This is a genomic window from Chitinophaga sp. ARDCPP14 (assembly GCF_051362515.1).
Lineage (GTDB): Bacteria > Bacteroidota > Bacteroidia > Chitinophagales > Chitinophagaceae > Chitinophaga.
The window spans coordinates 1-15972 of the sequence record NZ_JBKIXB010000006.1; the positions used below are offsets into that span (position 1 = coordinate 1).

The 15972-nt window shown below is 46.4% G+C and carries 13 protein-coding genes and 1 tRNA gene; 9 read left to right on the forward strand and 5 right to left on the reverse strand.

What is annotated here, in order from left to right; translation table 11 throughout:
* Positions 1-322: 322 nt before the first annotated feature.
* Together ACLHR0_RS17390 and ACLHR0_RS17395 are read left to right on the forward strand one after the other, a co-directional pair.
* Positions 323-859, forward strand: coding sequence for a hypothetical protein (locus ACLHR0_RS17390; protein ID WP_436488244.1), 537 nt, complete (start codon positions 323-325; stop codon positions 857-859).
* A 111-nt stretch (positions 860-970) separates the two neighbouring features.
* The gene (locus ACLHR0_RS17395) at positions 971-2503 is read left to right on the forward strand and encodes a hypothetical protein (RefSeq protein WP_436488246.1); all 1533 of its coding nucleotides are present in this window, start codon (positions 971-973) and stop codon (positions 2501-2503) included.
* 51 nt (positions 2504-2554) lie between these two features.
* Here the strand turns inward: ACLHR0_RS17395 and ACLHR0_RS17400 are convergent, their stop codons facing one another.
* Positions 2555-3253: a hypothetical protein gene (locus ACLHR0_RS17400; RefSeq protein WP_436488248.1), complete on the reverse strand. Its 699-nt coding sequence runs from the start codon at positions 3251-3253 to the stop codon at positions 2555-2557.
* Between the two features lie 411 nt (positions 3254-3664).
* On the opposite strand from ACLHR0_RS17400, the gene ACLHR0_RS17405 reads away from it, so the two are divergent.
* On the forward strand, positions 3665-4198 hold the full coding sequence (locus ACLHR0_RS17405; RefSeq protein WP_436488250.1) for a hypothetical protein: 534 nt from the start codon (positions 3665-3667) through the stop codon (positions 4196-4198).
* Positions 4199-4330: 132 nt separating this feature from the next.
* Here ACLHR0_RS17405 and ACLHR0_RS17410 read toward each other — a convergent pair.
* Both ACLHR0_RS17410 and ACLHR0_RS17415 read right to left on the reverse strand, forming a co-directional pair.
* A tRNA-Leu gene (locus ACLHR0_RS17410) sits at positions 4331-4414 on the reverse strand.
* A 120-nt stretch (positions 4415-4534) separates the two neighbouring features.
* Positions 4535-5347 carry a 2,3,4,5-tetrahydropyridine-2,6-dicarboxylate N-succinyltransferase gene (locus ACLHR0_RS17415; RefSeq protein ID WP_370912717.1) on the reverse strand — a complete coding sequence of 271 codons (813 nt, stop codon included), beginning with the start codon at positions 5345-5347 and terminating at the stop codon, positions 4535-4537.
* 139 nt (positions 5348-5486) lie between these two features.
* Between ACLHR0_RS17415 and ACLHR0_RS17420 the strand changes: the two genes are divergently transcribed.
* From ACLHR0_RS17420 to ACLHR0_RS17445, 6 genes are all read left to right on the forward strand, one after another.
* Positions 5487-6629, forward strand: coding sequence for a glycosyltransferase family 4 protein (locus tag ACLHR0_RS17420; RefSeq protein ID WP_436488252.1), 1143 nt, complete (start codon positions 5487-5489; stop codon positions 6627-6629).
* Position 6630: 1 nt separating this feature from the next.
* Positions 6631-7197, forward strand: a complete 567-nt coding sequence (locus ACLHR0_RS17425) for an L-threonylcarbamoyladenylate synthase (protein WP_436488254.1) — start codon at positions 6631-6633, stop codon at positions 7195-7197.
* A 70-nt stretch (positions 7198-7267) separates the two neighbouring features.
* Positions 7268-8704 carry a CCA tRNA nucleotidyltransferase gene (locus ACLHR0_RS17430; protein ID WP_429046041.1) on the forward strand — a complete coding sequence of 479 codons (1437 nt, stop codon included), beginning with the start codon at positions 7268-7270 and terminating at the stop codon, positions 8702-8704.
* Positions 8705-8804: 100 nt separating this feature from the next.
* Positions 8805-9383, forward strand: coding sequence for an IS1096 element passenger TnpR family protein (locus ACLHR0_RS17435; protein ID WP_370912713.1), 579 nt, complete (start codon positions 8805-8807; stop codon positions 9381-9383).
* Positions 9384-9510: 127 nt separating this feature from the next.
* Complete coding sequence (gene miaA, locus ACLHR0_RS17440; RefSeq protein ID WP_436488257.1) at positions 9511-10410, forward strand: tRNA (adenosine(37)-N6)-dimethylallyltransferase MiaA; 900 nt, start codon at positions 9511-9513, stop codon at positions 10408-10410.
* A gap of 203 nt (positions 10411-10613) precedes the next feature.
* Positions 10614-12977: an ABC transporter permease gene (locus ACLHR0_RS17445; RefSeq protein WP_436488259.1), complete on the forward strand. Its 2364-nt coding sequence runs from the start codon at positions 10614-10616 to the stop codon at positions 12975-12977.
* 72 nt (positions 12978-13049) lie between these two features.
* On the opposite strand, the gene ACLHR0_RS17450 is transcribed toward ACLHR0_RS17445, so the two are convergent.
* Together ACLHR0_RS17450 and ACLHR0_RS17455 are read right to left on the reverse strand one after the other, a co-directional pair.
* A complete protein-coding gene (locus ACLHR0_RS17450) occupies positions 13050-14603 on the reverse strand; it encodes an OmpP1/FadL family transporter (protein WP_370912710.1) in 1554 nt (517 codons plus the stop codon).
* A 158-nt stretch (positions 14604-14761) separates the two neighbouring features.
* On the reverse strand, positions 14762-15775 hold the full coding sequence (locus ACLHR0_RS17455) for a hypothetical protein (protein WP_370912709.1): 1014 nt from the start codon (positions 15773-15775) through the stop codon (positions 14762-14764).
* Between the last annotated feature and the right edge of the window lie 197 nt (positions 15776-15972).

Below are 15972 nucleotides of genomic sequence, written 5' to 3' on the forward strand. Positions count from 1 at the left end.
TTTACACAATAACTTCTGGTGCGTAAACACTTACAACTTCCCTTTTTTTCAACTGCAAATTGTGGATAAAACCATCCTTAAAGCCTAAAATGAAAAAGCTGCCTCATTTATTTATGAGACAGCTTCTTTTTGTTTTAAACGAGAACGATTAACTTTTACTTAATAGCATATATGCGGTAAACTATCTATTGCCTTTTATTTTATCTTTTGACGATTTAGCGGCGCAAAACGATCGGGGTTTTCTGAAATAATTTCAGGTAGCCATTCACATATTGTGATTATGTTAGCATTTTAGTAAAAAAGGATGCTTATCTTTATTGGTATGTTACGGACACTTCTTTTTGCGGTTATTTTTATGTCAGGTATGAGGGTAAATGCACAGATAGACTCCTCTTTCGGGGCTATAAATGGCATGGAACCGGCTTTCAGACACCGTCAACAGGTAGGTGATACTGCCAATATCCATAAGAAATGGTTTGTTACAAAGTATGCCGGCCTTTCTACCGGCTTCATAGGATTTAAAGGAGGTAGCAGTTCCTTCCTGTCGGTACCTTTGGCATTGCAGGTTAACCGCCAGTTAACCAATAACCTGTACGCCTTCGGCGGGGTATCGGTAACGCCTTACGTTTTCCGTTATAACAGCGTGCCTTATCAGCCTGCGGTTAACAAGAACCAGAGCTGGATACAAACGAATAACTTTGCCGCCTGGTCTGATGCCAAAATTGGGGTAATGTATATTAGCAACGACAAAACATTCTCCATTTCCGGTAGCGTTGGCGTAAGCAGAGGCAGCTACAATGGTAATTCTCCCTTTTATTCCCCCATGTACTCTCCTGTGCGGGGCCATAGCCAATGGTAATTAAGTTATCGCTGGAATCGCGCGATGCCCTGACTTTATATCTTATATAATACTGATAGTTCATTTCTTACAGGAATATTTTTGTATGTTCGTTCCCTCAATATTCCTACTATGAAATGTTTGTTTGCTATACCCGTATTCATGTTACTGGGTATTCTTGCCTTTGGGCAAATTAAAATTGTGTCACAAAGCCCGGTTTTGGGAGAAGATGAATCTGTCGGTATTCAAAGGGTATTACTTATGAACAATGGTAATACATTTTATCTTGGCCTGAGTAAGAAGTCGTTGACAGTGAGGGTATACAGTCCTAAATTCACGGTAAAAGCCACCAAACAATTACATCCCCACCTTGGTAAGGGCAGCAGTTTTAAAGTCAAAGGACTGTATGATATGAATGGAGATGTGGTAGTGCTGGTGAGCGCTGTAGATAAGCACCAGGTAGTGTTACAACGGCTGGTAATTGACGGTAAAACCGGGGCGTTAAAAGACGAGGGTACGATTGGGGAACTGGAAAAAGTTTCCTATTTCAAACTCGCTGGTATCGCATTTGCTGATGTGCCGGAACCGGATTTTTTTTCCGAGAAAATGCCTGAAGGAAACGGGTACGCTGTAATAGCCATGAACAGTTTTCAGCCCGACAGGAATAAACGTGTGGTTGTTGCTATCTATGGACCAGACAATAAAGAGCTGAGTCATGCTTTTTATAAATCACCCGAAGAGAAGTATAAGTATATTGAATACCTGGGTATGGCCCCTCTTGAGAAGAATAAACTGGGCGTATTAGCGTATGGTTATAATACCAGGTCTTCGGGTGGCAAGGAATGTGAATTGATATTTGGTACGCTCACCACAGGCGATAGCTTACTGGTAATAGATAAACTTGGCACTTCGAAAAAGCCTGCTTCTTCTTCGGTAGCAAGATATAATCCGGTATCAAAAAGAATGATGCTACTGGAAGTAGTTGCAAAAAACGACTATTCAGCCACGGTGGTAGACCCCTTTGGAAAGACGGCTTCAGCCAGGCTACCGGTTGGTAAAAACAAGGATGGTGCCCCACAGAACCTTTTTGTAAATGAGGATGGTTCATTCTCTGCGGTATATGAAAAGCTTACTGTCTGGACCGATAAATATTCCACTAAGTATTCCTCCGGTTATGATATGGAAGATTATACCGTGAGCGTGCTGGCAAATGATGGGGAAGAAATACAACATTATAGAGTGCCAAGACGTCATTTACGCGCAGAGATGTTAAGGACTCCTATGTTTTACAATGCATATAACGCCTTCGAAATGTCGTATAAACAGCCTTCTCCGCTGGAAGCATTTAACTACCTGAGTGCAGGGGGTACTAATTACCTGTTCCTGAATGATGATGCAGATAATATTGAAAGGGTACAGGCAGGAAAAGATCCCCGTAAAGTAAAATCACTGGACGATTGTGATGCGTTTTGCTATAAACTGAGTGGTGATAAGGAAATCCCTGCAGTGGATTATTTTTTTGCTAAACCATCTGAGAAAAGGGATCATGACCAGGGATTGTTTAAGGCGTATGATTATAATGCGGAGAGTAAGACCTATGTAGTTGTAAAAGCGGAACAACGGGGCCGGGATTTGAACTGGAAGTTGGTTTGGATGAAGCCATAAATAATAAAGAGGTGGCCAAAAGTAATGGAGACCACCTCTTTATCGTTTGCGTCAACAGATCAGCAACAACCTGCTCTCTCCGGGTTTTTCCGTTGGAGCACGGTGAATACAGGGAGGCACCTGGCTTTCAGGATGATCAACCGCCAGCCTCCATAGGTGACCAAGCCCTAAGCTTATTGGCCGTGCATCAGGCGTAGCCTGGTAATGCAGATCAAAGAAATGGTCGCTTAAGAATGATTCAAAACCTTCCGCTGCTCCATGATATAGTTTTTTGAGTTCATCACGTATTGCGGGAATAAGTACCTTCTTTTTGCCTTGTGAATTTGGTAATATTTCACTCGACTCACCATAGTAAGTGCATAAAAAGGTATCGGTTGGTATAGGAGAGCGATCTACATGAAAAGAATAAACATCGGTTGGGAAAAAAGGGAAGGTATCATCCCGGTCGTAGTAGCTGATCACATTAAGGATGGGCGATGCGCCGTGAGCTTTCAATACCTCCAGGTCATGTAAAAGAATTTCACGGGCAAGTTGCCCTTGTTCACTCAGCTGAAGTTCATGAAGTTCCTCTTGTTCAATGGTCGTAATATTTCCGCTTAGCGCTACCTTTTTTACAATCTCAGAAAAATCACCTGTTAGTTGACGGGGCCAGCAAATCGCATTCATTTCTCCACTGAATGGCGTAGCAACAAGGTCCTGAAAATTCGTGACACGGTGAATTTGATGCTCAGCAGGAGATAAATCTGTCATGATAGTTAATATAAAGCAGCCGGTCAAGCCAGCTTTGATGAAGATAACAACAAAAAGCTAACCTCCAGCCATGTACAATAGGGGTGGAATTTACAAAAAAGAAAGAGCCTGCTCATTGAGCGGGCTTTTTATGTATGCCCGGTAGCAGTAAGTTTTCGAACCAAAACAAGCGTAATAACCATCCGCCCTGGTGCCTTCGTCTGACAGGCAGGAGCTTTCTGCTAACAAACACAATGTCAAGATATTATTTACAAAGTTTACACTTCTATTTACAATACAGATTCCTTAGGCTGAAGTAAATCAAAGTATTTTTGTTGCACCAACTTGAAAGGATACGAAAAATAAAAAGGAATGCCTTAAACGGATCTGATTTATCAGAAGATAGATTTATGTTAATTAAACCTAAAAAATATGAAAAAAGCTATTTATGCGCTGATCTTACCGCTGGTGGTGGTAGGCGGACTAGTATTTGCCAATCGCGAAATCAAAAATGAAAAATCAGCCCCAAAGCCACTTTCTGCTGCTGAAATGAAAGCCGAATTGAAAAAATGGGAAGCTACCCCCGAGGGTATAAGGTTCAAAAAATGGAAAGCGTCTCCTGAAGGTCAAAAAGTGCTTGCCGGTGCGGCTAAAATAAAGAAGCAAACAAGTGCTTCTACCAATATGGAAGCTGTTGTAACCTCTCTTTCTCTTCCGCCAGGCTCACGATTAGGTTTCGGAGTGATGGTCAGGATTAATGGTGACGATTATATTCTTAGTTTTGGGCTGGAAAACGCTAATGAATTTCAGCAAATGCATAGCCTGAAGGTTAACGACAAAATAATTATAAGAAGCCATTTTGTATCGTACGCGCCCAAGTATTCATATCCAATTGTATCGGGCGACTATGTAGAACAAGATGGTAGAATAATTTATAAACGTGCCCCTCGCAAAGGTGGCTGCTGAGTAAAGTTATGATGGAAAGATCTTTACGGAATTTAAAGGTAAGAGAGGTATTCTTCAGCATCCCAAAGGAACAAAACTGATTCGAACAAAAAAGGCCTCAAGTCTAATGACTTAAAGCCTTTTTTAATTTCGTGCCCAGAACTGGATTCGAACCAGCACATCCTTGCGAACGCTGCGACCTGAACACAGTGCGTCTACCAATTTCGCCATCTGGGCATCGCTTGTCCCCGTAAAAGGGATTGCAAAAGTAAACACTTTTTTAAACTAACCAAATTTTTTTTCAGGACATAAAAAAACGGCGCCTATAACAGGCGCCGTTCGTCAATATATAAAGATTTATACCGCTACATTAAACTCACGCAAGGTGTCGTTCAGGCTGGTCTTCAGGTCTGTAGAGGCTTTGCGCTGACCAATGATCAGTGCGCAGGATACCTGGTATTCGCCGGCAGGGAATTTCTTGGTGTAAGTTCCCGGAATTACCACGCTGCGGGCAGGTACACGGCCTTTGTATTCTATCGGCTCGCTGCCGCTTACATCAATGATCTTGGTAGATTGCGTCAGCACCACATTGGCGCCCAATACCGCTTCTTTTTCTACAATAACGCCTTCTACCACAATGCAACGGGAGCCGATAAAGCAACCATCTTCAATGATTACAGGGCTGGCCTGTAACGGTTCCAGTACGCCGCCAATACCAACGCCACCGCTCAGGTGCACGTGTTTGCCGATTTGTGCGCAGGAGCCTACTGTTGCCCAGGTATCTACCATCGTTCCTTCATCTACAAAAGCGCCGATGTTAACATAGGAAGGCATCAGGATACAGCCCTTGGCAATGAATGCGCCATAACGCGCTACTGCATGGGGAACTACTCTTACGCCGAGTTCTTTATAGTTCGACTTTAATCTCATTTTATCATAGAACTCAAACGGAGGCACCTCCATTGTTTCCATTGGCTGAATGGAGAAATACAGTAAAATAGCCTGTTTCACCCACTCATTCACCTGCCAGCCGTTTGCTGTTGGCGTCGCAACTCTCAGATGTCCTTTGTCTACCGCTTCTATCACCGCCTTAACTGCATCTGTGTACTGTGTCTCCTGTAAGAGGCTGCGATCAGCCCAGGCAGCCAGTATTTGTTGTTGTAAATCCATTTTTCTTATTTTCCTGCAAACATAATACGTAGAAAATAAAATTACGAATTACAAAGAGGTATTTCCGGAAATCTTATCAGATATACGTAATTCGCCATCCGTAATCCGTAATTTTGCCTTTTGTGGAAGAAAGAACTTTATGAAAATAGGATTCGACGCTAAACGTGCATTCCAGAACGACACTGGTCTTGGGAATTATAGTCGTACCCTGATATCATCTCTGGTAAAGGATTTTCCGGAAGATGAATATTACCTGTTTGCCCCCAGGCAAACAGGTATGTACGATCTCAGTGCCCTGCCGGATCTTAAAGTAGTGGTGCCGGAAAACCCGTTGTACCGCTGGTTTAAGTCGGCCTGGCGCAGCCGTTTTGTGGTAAAGGACCTGTTGCGTTACCAGATCGGTATTTACCACGGCCTCAGTCATGAACTGCCTTTTGGTATTCATAAAAGCGGTATCAGGTCGGTAGTTACCATGCATGATCTTATTTTTGAAAGATACCCCGAGCAGTATAATCCTATTGATGTCATCACTTATCGCCGTAAGGCCCGTTACGCCTGCCAGCAGGCAAACAGGGTAGTGGCCATCAGCGAGCAGACAAAGCAGGACCTGATCACTTACTACCACACGCCGGCAAGTAAAATTGATGTGGTATACCAAAGCTGCGATCCCTCTTTTGCCATCACATACCCTGATGATGATATCGCCGCAATGGGCGCCAGGTACCGTTTGCCGTCCCAGTATTTCCTGTACGTGGGGTCAATTATTGAACGGAAAAACCTGTTAGGCATCGTAACGGCCATGAATACACTAAAAGGAACACTGGATTTTCCATTGGTGGTATTGGGCAATGGCAGTGGCTATAAAAAGAAAGTAAAAGCATACCTGGAAGCCAACGGGCTCACACAACAGGTGATTTTCCTCAATGAACAGGTACGGCTTAAAAACAGTGAGTTGCCCCTCCTGTACCAGGGCGCGGTAGCGCTTATCTATCCGTCTTTCTTTGAAGGATTCGGCATTCCCATACTGGAAGCCCTCTGGAGCCGTACACCGGTAATTACCTCCCACGGGTCCTGTTTTGCAGAAACAGCGGGAGATGCAGCCCTGTACGTAGATCCACGGGAGCCTGGCTCCATAGCTGACGCGATGAGGCAAATCATGGGAAATCCTTCCCTGGTAAGGCAAATGCAGGAAAAAGGATGGCAGCATGCACAGCGTTTTACCCCGGAAAAGTGCGCTGCCGCCATGATGAAAGTATATAAACAATTAAATAAGGAAATATAAAATGTTTGAAGATGATATCAGTGCAGCCATGCCGGTGCTGCGTACCGGCGGACTTATCCTTTATCCTACAGACACCATCTGGGGTATCGGCTGCGATGCCACCGATGAAAAGGCCGTGCAGAAAATTTATACCCTGAAAAAAAGGAGCGAAAGCAAAAGCCTGGTAGTATTGCTGGCCGATGTGAAAGACCTGCTGCATTATGTGGCAAATCCACGCCCCGATATGGCCGACATCATTGCCGGCTTTACCCGCCCTACCACTGTTATTTATGAAGGCGCACTCGGCCTGGCCCCCAACGTGATCAGCGAAGATGGTAGCATCGCCATCCGCATTGTAAAAGATCCTTTTTGCCGCCACCTGATCAAAAGATTGCGCAAACCACTGGTGTCTACCTCCGCCAATGTCAGCGGGGAACCCTCGCCGGCCAGCTTCCGCGACGTGTCCGCCAGCATCCGGAGTGGCGTGGATTATGTGGTGAACTACCGGCAAAACGATGAAACCCCCAGCGCCGCATCCAGGATAATCAGGATAAACAAAGATGGTTCAATCGTGATAATCCGGGATTAAAATCGTTTATTTATTACATTTGCGCCCTGGTTTCAGAGAAAGGAATAAAAATTAACAGGAATATTTAAATATGATCAGCAGCAAGCCGTTGGACATACCCTGCTCCCTGCAGGAAAGAAAAGTGCTGGAAAAGATAGCATTGGCCGCCCAGGAACTGGGCGTTCCCGCCTATCTGATCGGGGGCTTTGTGCGGGATAAACTGTTGGGAAGGAAAACAAAAGATATGGACATTGTTTGCGTTGGCGATGGCATCGCACTCGCACACAAAGTCGCAGCAAATTTAGGTGACAACATTCCCGTTAACTTCTTCAAAACCTATGGTACCGCCCAGGTTAAACTGAATGACCTGGAAATTGAATTCGTTGGCGCCCGCAAAGAAAGCTACCGCGAAGAATCCCGCAACCCCGAAGTGTCTGCCGGAACCCTGCAGGATGACCAGAACCGCCGCGATTTCACCATCAACGCAATGGCCATCAGCCTCCGGGATATTGACTATGGCTCCCTGCTCGACCCATTCGACGGCCTCGTGGACCTCGATAAGAAAATCATCCGGACGCCCCTGGCGCCCGCTCAAACTTTCAGCGATGATCCCCTGCGCATGATGCGTGGCATCCGGTTTGCTTCCCAGCTGCAGTTTACCATCGAAGAAAGCACCTTTACCGCCATACAGGAAAATGCTGAACGGATCAGGATCATTTCCCAGGAAAGGATCTCCGATGAGTTCAATAAAATAATGCTCTCAACAAAACCCTCGGTAGGACTGGACCTCTTATATCAATCCGGCCTGCTCAAAATTATTTTCCCCCAAATGATAGATATGGTGGGAGTAGAGATGTACGAGGGAAAAGGGCACAAAGATAATTTTTATCATACCTTGCAGGTAGTAGACAATATATCGGAAAATACACGGGATCTTTGGCTTCGGTGGGCCGCATTGCTACACGATATCGGGAAACCCGCCACCAAAAAATTTGAACCCGGTCATGGCTGGACTTTTCACGGTCACGATGCGGTAGGTGGTAAAATGGTTCCCCGTATCTTCAGCAGGATGAAACTGCCGATGAGCGAAAAAATGAGATTGGTAAAGAAATTGGTAGAACTACACCTGCGTCCCATCAGTCTCACAAAAGAGAACATAACAGACTCGGCTATCCGGAGATTACTCTTCGATGCCGGAGACGATATAGAAGGACTGATGATGCTGTGCGAAGCGGATATTACCTCAAAAAATAAAACCAAGGTTAAGCGCTACCTCGAAAATTTTGAATTGGTCCGCAGACGCTTAAAAGAAGTGGAAGAGAGCGACCGGATCCGCAACTGGCAACCTCCTATAACCGGGGAGATGATTATGGAAACATTTGGGCTGAAACCTGGCAGGATCGTAGGCGATCTGAAAAGCGCCATCAGGGAAGCTATCCTGGATGGCGAAATCCCAAATACTTACGAGGCAGCATACGCTTTTTTATTGGAAAAAGCCGGCGCATTGAATCTAAGCCCGGTTAAATAAAATTGGTAATTTTACAATACCATAATAAATACACTAGCATTCAGGATCCACCGCTCATTGCGGAGTGTTTAATCATTAAATAACTTATAACCTTTTTGTCATGCCGGTTTTGAAATTCAGAGTTTACTGGGAAGAAGATGAAAGTGTCTACAGGGACATTGCCATTAAGCCGAATCAGACGTTTTTATTATTTCACCAAGCAATTTTGCAGGCATTCGAATTTGATTCAAAACACAAAGCCACCTTTTTCCGCAGCAATGATAACTGGCAACGTGGCCGGGAAATCATCCTGGAAGCAGATAATCAACCCCGTAAAGCAGAACCCCTGCTCATGGCGGACACCATGATTGCTGCCGCAGTGAAAGATCCTAATCAGAAATTTATCTATCTCTACGATTTCGCCAAAAACTGGTCGTTCCTCGTAGAACTCATCGGCGTTTCCAAAGATGAAAACAGCAAAATGGTTTACCCTGCCTGCGTTCGCAAAGAAGGCCTGGCCCCCAGTCAATATGGCACCAAAGGCCTGGTAGGTGATAAACTCGTGGAAATGGAAGAAAAATATGACCTCAATAAAGAAGGTATGGACGCCGACGGCTTCGGCGAAGAAGGGGAAGAAAGCGACGCCTTAGGCGGCGATAGCACAGAAGAATTTGGCGGAGAAGAAGAAAATAACTTTTAAATAGAACTGTCAGTCATTTTAGGGATCTGTTTATTTTTTGCAGAGATTACCCGTTTCATCCACTTAGTTGAAATGGCCCGTCTCCCGGAAAAAATAAACAGATCCCTAAATATTTAGCGCAATACTTATGCAAAAAACCGTCATCATTATCGCAGGTCCCACCGCTTCTGGCAAAACAGCGTTGTCTGTTCAAATGGCACAACTGTTTAATACAGCAGTGATCTCTGCAGATTCCAGGCAATGCTACCGCGAAATCAGCATCGGTACAGCAAAGCCCTCCGCGGAAGAGCTGTCGGCGGTTCCCCACTACTTTATCAATTCCCACAGCATCCGGGAAGACGTAAACGCAGGCGTTTATGAGAAACTGGCCCTGGGCTACGCCCGCGAAATCTTTGAGAAAAACGACGTAGCCATAATGTGCGGCGGCACCGGTCTTTATATCAGGGCCTTCGCGGAAGGAATCGACGATATGCCTGTCATTGCCCCGGGCATCCGCACTCACCTCAATGAACAGTATGCACAACACGGCCTCGCCTGGCTGCAGCAACAATTGCAGGAACGCGATCCCGGCTTCTATGCCGCCGCCGAAACCCAGAACCCGCAACGCCTCATCCGCGCGCTGGAAGTGCTCGACGCCACCGGCCAATCTATCACCTCCTTCCGCAGCGCTACCCGGTCCCCCCGCGATTTCCGGGTAATTAAAATAGGCATCACCCTGCCCAAAGAACAACTCCACCACAATATCCACCACCGCGTAGATACAATGGTACACGCCGGCCTGGTGGAAGAAGTCCGCTCCGTTTTACCTTACCGCGAACACAATGCCCTCCGCACCGTAGGATACCAGGAAATATTCAGCTTCCTCGACGGCCACATCTCCCTCGATCAGGCCATCGACGATGTTAAAACACATACCCGCCAATACGCAAAACGGCAACTCACCTGGTTCAGGAAGGACCCGGCATTCACCTGGTTTGATCCGCGCAATACCGCAGATATCATGAACTACGTGCAGCAACAAGGCTAGTACGCATGCTCCGCGCAGGATTTTGCCACCAGTTGTAACGCCGCGGTATACATCTCCCGGAAAATAATTACGGACAACCACTGTACTGAAACCGAACATTTGCGATAAATATAAAATATATAAATCTCTTGTATTTAAAAGCCTGGTAACATGGCATTTTCTTGGCGGCACCGTGTCTGCACAGCTCACGAAAACAGTTGCTTATGTTTAAAAATTACCTGAAAACGGCCTGGCGCCACCTGCTGAAAAACAGGCGTTTTACGATCCTCAATCTCATTGGCCTGTCTACCGGTCTCGCCTGTACGTTGCTGATTTGTTTGTGGGTATACGATGAACTCAGCATTGATCACTTCCATAAAAACGACCACCACCTTTTCCAGGTAATGGAAAATCAGCCACACGAAAAAGGCATTACCACCTCCAACGGAACACCCGCACTGCTGGCGGATGCGTTGAAAGCAAATATGCCTGAAGTGGAAAATGCTACCGTGAGCACACCGCCATCCTGGTTCCCTAAAATAGCGCTGACCACCGGCAACAAAAGCACGAAATCCGCCGGCATATTTGCAGGTCAGGATTATCTCCAGGTATTCTCCTATCCATTGCTGCAGGGAAACAGCCGGCAGGTACTACAGGACAAAAACAGCATCGTCATCTCTTCAAAGCTTGCACAAACACTGTTTGGTACAACCGATGCACTGGGTAAAACCATCACCTGGCAGGTAGACCGGTTCAAAAAAGTCAGCACTGTTTCAGGCGTGTTAGATGAGCTCCCCACCAATACTTCCACTCAATTCGATTGCCTGCTGCCATTCGATGCATTCCGGGAAATCATGAACATCACGGCGCTGGACCCGCAGGGACCGTTCAATACCTTTCTTGTTATGAAAGAAGGCGCCGATATCCCCGCGTTTAATGCAAAGCTGAGCAGCTTCATGACTGGTCTTACCAAGGGTAGCACTACACCCCGTAACCTGTTCCTGCAGCGCTACAGCGATCATTACCTGCATGGCAATTATGAAAACGGTGTGGCTGCCGGTGGCAGGATTAGCTACGTGAAATTATTCTCCCTCATCGCACTTTTTATCCTGGTAATTGCCTGCATTAACTTTGTAAACCTCTCCACCGCACAGGCTTCCGGCAGAATGAAAGAGATGGGGATCCGCAAAACAATAGGCGCCAACCGCCTGGCGCTGGTACTGCAATACCTCGGTGAATCCATGCTGATGACTATTCTCGCGCTGGGCATCGCATTACTACTGGTGGCACTGCTGCTGCCGGAATTCAATCGTATCACCGGCAAAGCATTGTCTTTCTCGCTAAGTGGCCCAATGGTGGGTATCATTATCGGTGTCGCGCTGCTGACGGGCATCCTGGCGGGTGGCTACCCGGCGTTGTATTTGTCCGGATTTAATCCTCTGCCTGTGCTAAAAGGAAAAGTGCCGGGATCACCGGGGCAATTGATGGCACGCAAAGGCCTGGTGGTATTCCAGTTTACACTCTCAGTTTTATTTATGGTGGGCGTAATTACAGTATACCGGCAAATAGCTTATGTGCAGGATAAAAATCCTGGTTACGACAAAGACAACGTGGTATACTTCGATGTAGAAGGAAAAGTGCCGGAACATATACCTGAATTCCTGTCAGCGTTGAAAAGAATACCAGGCGTGGTGAATGCCTCTGCTATGGTAGGGAATGTGCTGGGCGCGCCTTCCACAGGGTGCACCTGGAAGGGCAGGGGCACCACGGAAACTATTATGTGCCGTCCGTTTATGGTGAACTATGATATGATAGAAACCTTGGGCATCGAAATGGCAGCTGGAAGGTCCTTTTCCCGCGACTACGGTGCAGATGATTCCAGGATCATTTTTAATGAAGCTGCTATCAAGGCAATGGGAATTGATAATCCTGTAGGCAAAGTGATAGAATTTAACGGGATGAAAACGGAGATAGCAGGCGTAGTGAAGAACTTTCATTTTCAATCTATGCACGAAGTTATCAGCCCGTTGTTTTTCCGGCTGGATTCTCTGAACAGCACGGTAATGGTAAAAGTAAAAGCCGGGCAAACAAAAGCAGTGTTGGATGCACTGGCTGCCTTCTACCAGCACTATAACCCCGGGTTTGCGTTCGATTATAAGTTTCTCGATGAAGATTACCAGGCGCAATATACAGCGGAGAAAAGAGTGGCTGCCTTATCAAAATATTTTACTGCACTGGCTATCCTGATATCCTGTCTTGGCCTGTTTGGACTGGCCACTTTTACCGCCGAAAGCAGGCGTAAGGAAATCAGCATCCGCAAAGTATTGGGCGCTACCGCTACCCATGTAATGATGATGTTGTCGGGGGAATTCCTGCGGTCCGTACTAATTGCCGTGCTGATTGGTTTGCCGCTGGCATGGTATTGCATGGACCGGTGGTTGCATAGCTTTGCTTATCACATCGAGGTGGGAGCCGGCGTGTCGCTGCTGGTAGGGATTACGATTGTTGGAATCACTTTACTCACAGTGAGCTTCCAGGCGATCCGGGCAGCGTTGGAAAACCCGGTGAAGAATCTGAAGGCGGAGTAATAGACGATACATAAAAAAAAGCCGTGGTGAATTACACCACGGCTTTTTTTATGTATCGTAAAATGAGGTTGCTTAAAATTTAAATCCTACTGTCAGTACAATGTTGCTTCTGGTAAAATCCAGTGTTGCCGCCGCAGGACTCAGCTGTGCGTCGTACACCGTATAAGGCTGGTACCTGTCTTTGCCCTGGGTGTAGCTGTAGGTAGCATCTGCATAAAGACCTTTATTGCGGAAGCCAATACCACCGCTGTACACTTTCCGGGAAGCGTTTACGCCTGCGTTGTATTTATCATCGCTGTATGGATTGCCATAGGAAGCAAAACCCGCCCTTACCGCGTATATCGCCATAAATTTAACCTCGGCGCCTACACGAATATTGGAAGTAGATTTATACACCGCGCTGATGTTATCGTTCAGGTTTTTTTCCCCGGCCCTGTCGTCACTCATCCTGAATTTACCGGAAGGGGTATTCACGAATTCGTAATCAGCTGTAATAAAGCCCTGGGGGCTTTGTGGTTCCTGCAGGTTACCAAAAAAGTAAGATGCGCCCGCTGCTGCGCGTAAAGGCGCAGTATAGTTGTAGTCGTATTCTACAGGATAACCTTCTGTTTGATCAAAGGAAGTAGAACCCTGTTCACCACGACCATCTTCTATATCTGAGTACAGTTCCGAACTGTAGCTGTCATGAAGGGAATACCAGGTAGGGGTAGCGAAAGTACCACCCAGTCTGAAATGATCGGACACTTTATACAGGATACCAATTTTACCGCCAACGCCTAAGCCGGTACGTTTCAGGTCCTTGTAATAATCGAAGTAGCCAAAGTCGTTGCCTTTGTTACTGCTGGCGTCATCTTCTGACCAGGCGAGTGATTCTTTATAATTAATGCTCGGCAGGTTTAAGCTGGCGCCGATATACAGGCGATCGCCGTAGTTACCGCCGATAGCAAAAGTGTATTCATTCAAACCACCTTCTGTTTTCAGGGTACCTCTTTGCTGGATGCCTTCTGTAAGACCGCCTATTTGCCTGGAAGGAGAGGCCAGTGTCATAGGCTCTTTGTTACCGCCGGTAGGCTGGTAATCAGCCAGTAACCCGGTACTGAATCCCAGATCTGTGCCCAGTGCCTGTGTAGAGGTACTGCCATCGAATATATCATCTACAAAACGATCGGAATAAGAAGACAAGGTATTGTGACCTGCAATGGCAATTTCGTTGTTGTAATTGGCCAGTCGTTCCATACCCAGTGAAAAGGTAATGTTGTTCCAGGTACTGCTGCCGCTATTCTTATTGGTAGCCATAATGAGCCCGATGGATGGCAACTGGAAATTGCTGCGGTTTCCTTTATTATCAAGCTGGCTGTTGCCCAGGTAATTGGAGGTATTTTGAGAGATGCCTACGCCACCTGAAATATGAAATTCGCCGGTCTTAAAAATGGCAATACCTGCCGGGTTAATATGAGCAGATGAATAATCGCCTCCAAGGCCCACACCTGCACCGCCCAGCGCCTGGGTCCTGGCTGTACCGTGAGGCTGCAGGGGGGAGTAAAGTAATGCGTCGTTGGAACTCTGGCCCATGGCTGTTACAGATATAAACAAGCCACCTAAAAGAGGATAAAGTCTTTTAATCATAATCTGTATTCTTAAAATGAGATTTGCTTGCAGGTTAATTTAACGGTTACTAACGCATGCCGCGATAAGTATAACGTGCTGAACTGGCAAAACGTGTGCGAGATAAAAAATAAGCGTAGGTTTTTAGGCTACGCTTATCTTGTAAATGATTTTATTTATTAACGGCCTCCTCTGGATGGACGGCTGTAGCCACCACCACCGCCGCCACCGGAATTACCACCACCTACGCGACCACCGCCGGAACTAGGAGGAGTGTAACTTGGAGCCGGAGTAGGAGCAGGTCTGCTGTACTCTGTTCTTTGCGGACGGGAATAACCGCCGCCATTGTTGCTGCTGCCGCTGTTGTTCTGGTAAGAAGGCCTGGTTACAGGTCTTTCAGAACTGGACTGCTGGAATACACGGCGTGGTCTTTCACCATTGGATGTACCGCCATTGGCAGGCTGGAAAGTACCGGTTCTGGAAGGACGGGTGTAACCGCCGCCGCCTGTGCCGCCACTGTTGGTATAATCTGCCCTGCGAACTCTTTCGTTACCGCCTCTTACGGAACCATAGGAGTTGGAAGGACGTGTGGTATAATGTCCGTAATAACCGCCACCACCGTAGTAACCACCGTGGCCATAGTAGCCGCCGTAGTATGGGTAGTAGTAAGAAGGCCAGTAGCTGCCTACGTATGGATAACCCCATCCGCCATAGAAGCCGGTGCTCCAGGGGCTGTAGTAACCACCCATTCCCCAGCCGAATCCAAGACCCAAACCAAAGGAAGGACCATAAAAGCTGCTGTATGGGCTGTAACCTAAACCAAAGCCGCTACCGTATCCCATACCAAAGCCACTGCTCATGTAAAGGTTGGAGGCTGCATTGTAACCATCCCAGTAATCACCGGAATAGTTGCTGCCACTGCCAAATCTGTTCAGGCGACGTTGATAGTCACCCTGGTCATCGTCCTGGTAAGTTACATAGGTACCGCCATCATCCTGCGTTCCTTCAACATAGTTGGCATCGTTTTCATCCTGGCGGCTGTTGCCGTTCGAACCGTTGCTGGAGGCATAGGTACGCTGCTGCTGACGCGGAGAATAGTATACATCATCCGGAGTCTGAGCCGTTTTATAGGTACTGGAACACGCTCCCAGTGCGAGCGATGCGGCCAGTCCAATGTATAATATAGGCTTCATTTGAAATATGTTTTAAGCGTGATTCGTGTAGTAAATTTACTTCTTTTAAACGGAATTAACAGGAAGAAAGTTACAATAACACAGACTATGTTATATTATTTTATGATAAGTGTTTGCAACGTTATGTTTTTCATCTATGTTTGTGGAATTTTCTTCTTAATATAAATGGACAAAAACTAAGCCAATCCAGCCTTTGG

What these genes read in the sequence shown, in the direction of transcription:
- miaA (WP_436488257.1), top strand. Translation starts at nt 9,511, where the DNA reads ATGCAAAAAACCGTCATCATTATCGCAGGTCCCACCGCTTCTGGCAAA.
- ACLHR0_RS17420 (WP_436488252.1), top strand. Translation starts at nt 5,487, where the DNA reads ATGAAAATAGGATTCGACGCTAAACGTGCATTCCAGAACGACACTGGT.
- ACLHR0_RS17390 (WP_436488244.1), top strand. Translation starts at nt 323, where the DNA reads ATGTTACGGACACTTCTTTTTGCGGTTATTTTTATGTCAGGTATGAGG.
- ACLHR0_RS17395 (WP_436488246.1), top strand. Translation starts at nt 971, where the DNA reads ATGAAATGTTTGTTTGCTATACCCGTATTCATGTTACTGGGTATTCTT.
- ACLHR0_RS17455 (WP_370912709.1), bottom strand. Translation starts at nt 15,775, where the DNA reads ATGAAGCCTATATTATACATTGGACTGGCCGCATCGCTCGCACTGGGA.
- ACLHR0_RS17445 (WP_436488259.1), top strand. Translation starts at nt 10,614, where the DNA reads ATGTTTAAAAATTACCTGAAAACGGCCTGGCGCCACCTGCTGAAAAAC.
- ACLHR0_RS17415 (WP_370912717.1), bottom strand. Translation starts at nt 5,347, where the DNA reads ATGGATTTACAACAACAAATACTGGCTGCCTGGGCTGATCGCAGCCTC.
- ACLHR0_RS17425 (WP_436488254.1), top strand. Translation starts at nt 6,631, where the DNA reads ATGTTTGAAGATGATATCAGTGCAGCCATGCCGGTGCTGCGTACCGGC.
- ACLHR0_RS17435 (WP_370912713.1), top strand. Translation starts at nt 8,805, where the DNA reads ATGCCGGTTTTGAAATTCAGAGTTTACTGGGAAGAAGATGAAAGTGTC.
- ACLHR0_RS17405 (WP_436488250.1), top strand. Translation starts at nt 3,665, where the DNA reads ATGAAAAAAGCTATTTATGCGCTGATCTTACCGCTGGTGGTGGTAGGC.
- ACLHR0_RS17400 (WP_436488248.1), bottom strand. Translation starts at nt 3,253, where the DNA reads ATGACAGATTTATCTCCTGCTGAGCATCAAATTCACCGTGTCACGAAT.
- ACLHR0_RS17430 (WP_429046041.1), top strand. Translation starts at nt 7,268, where the DNA reads ATGATCAGCAGCAAGCCGTTGGACATACCCTGCTCCCTGCAGGAAAGA.
- ACLHR0_RS17450 (WP_370912710.1), bottom strand. Translation starts at nt 14,603, where the DNA reads ATGATTAAAAGACTTTATCCTCTTTTAGGTGGCTTGTTTATATCTGTA.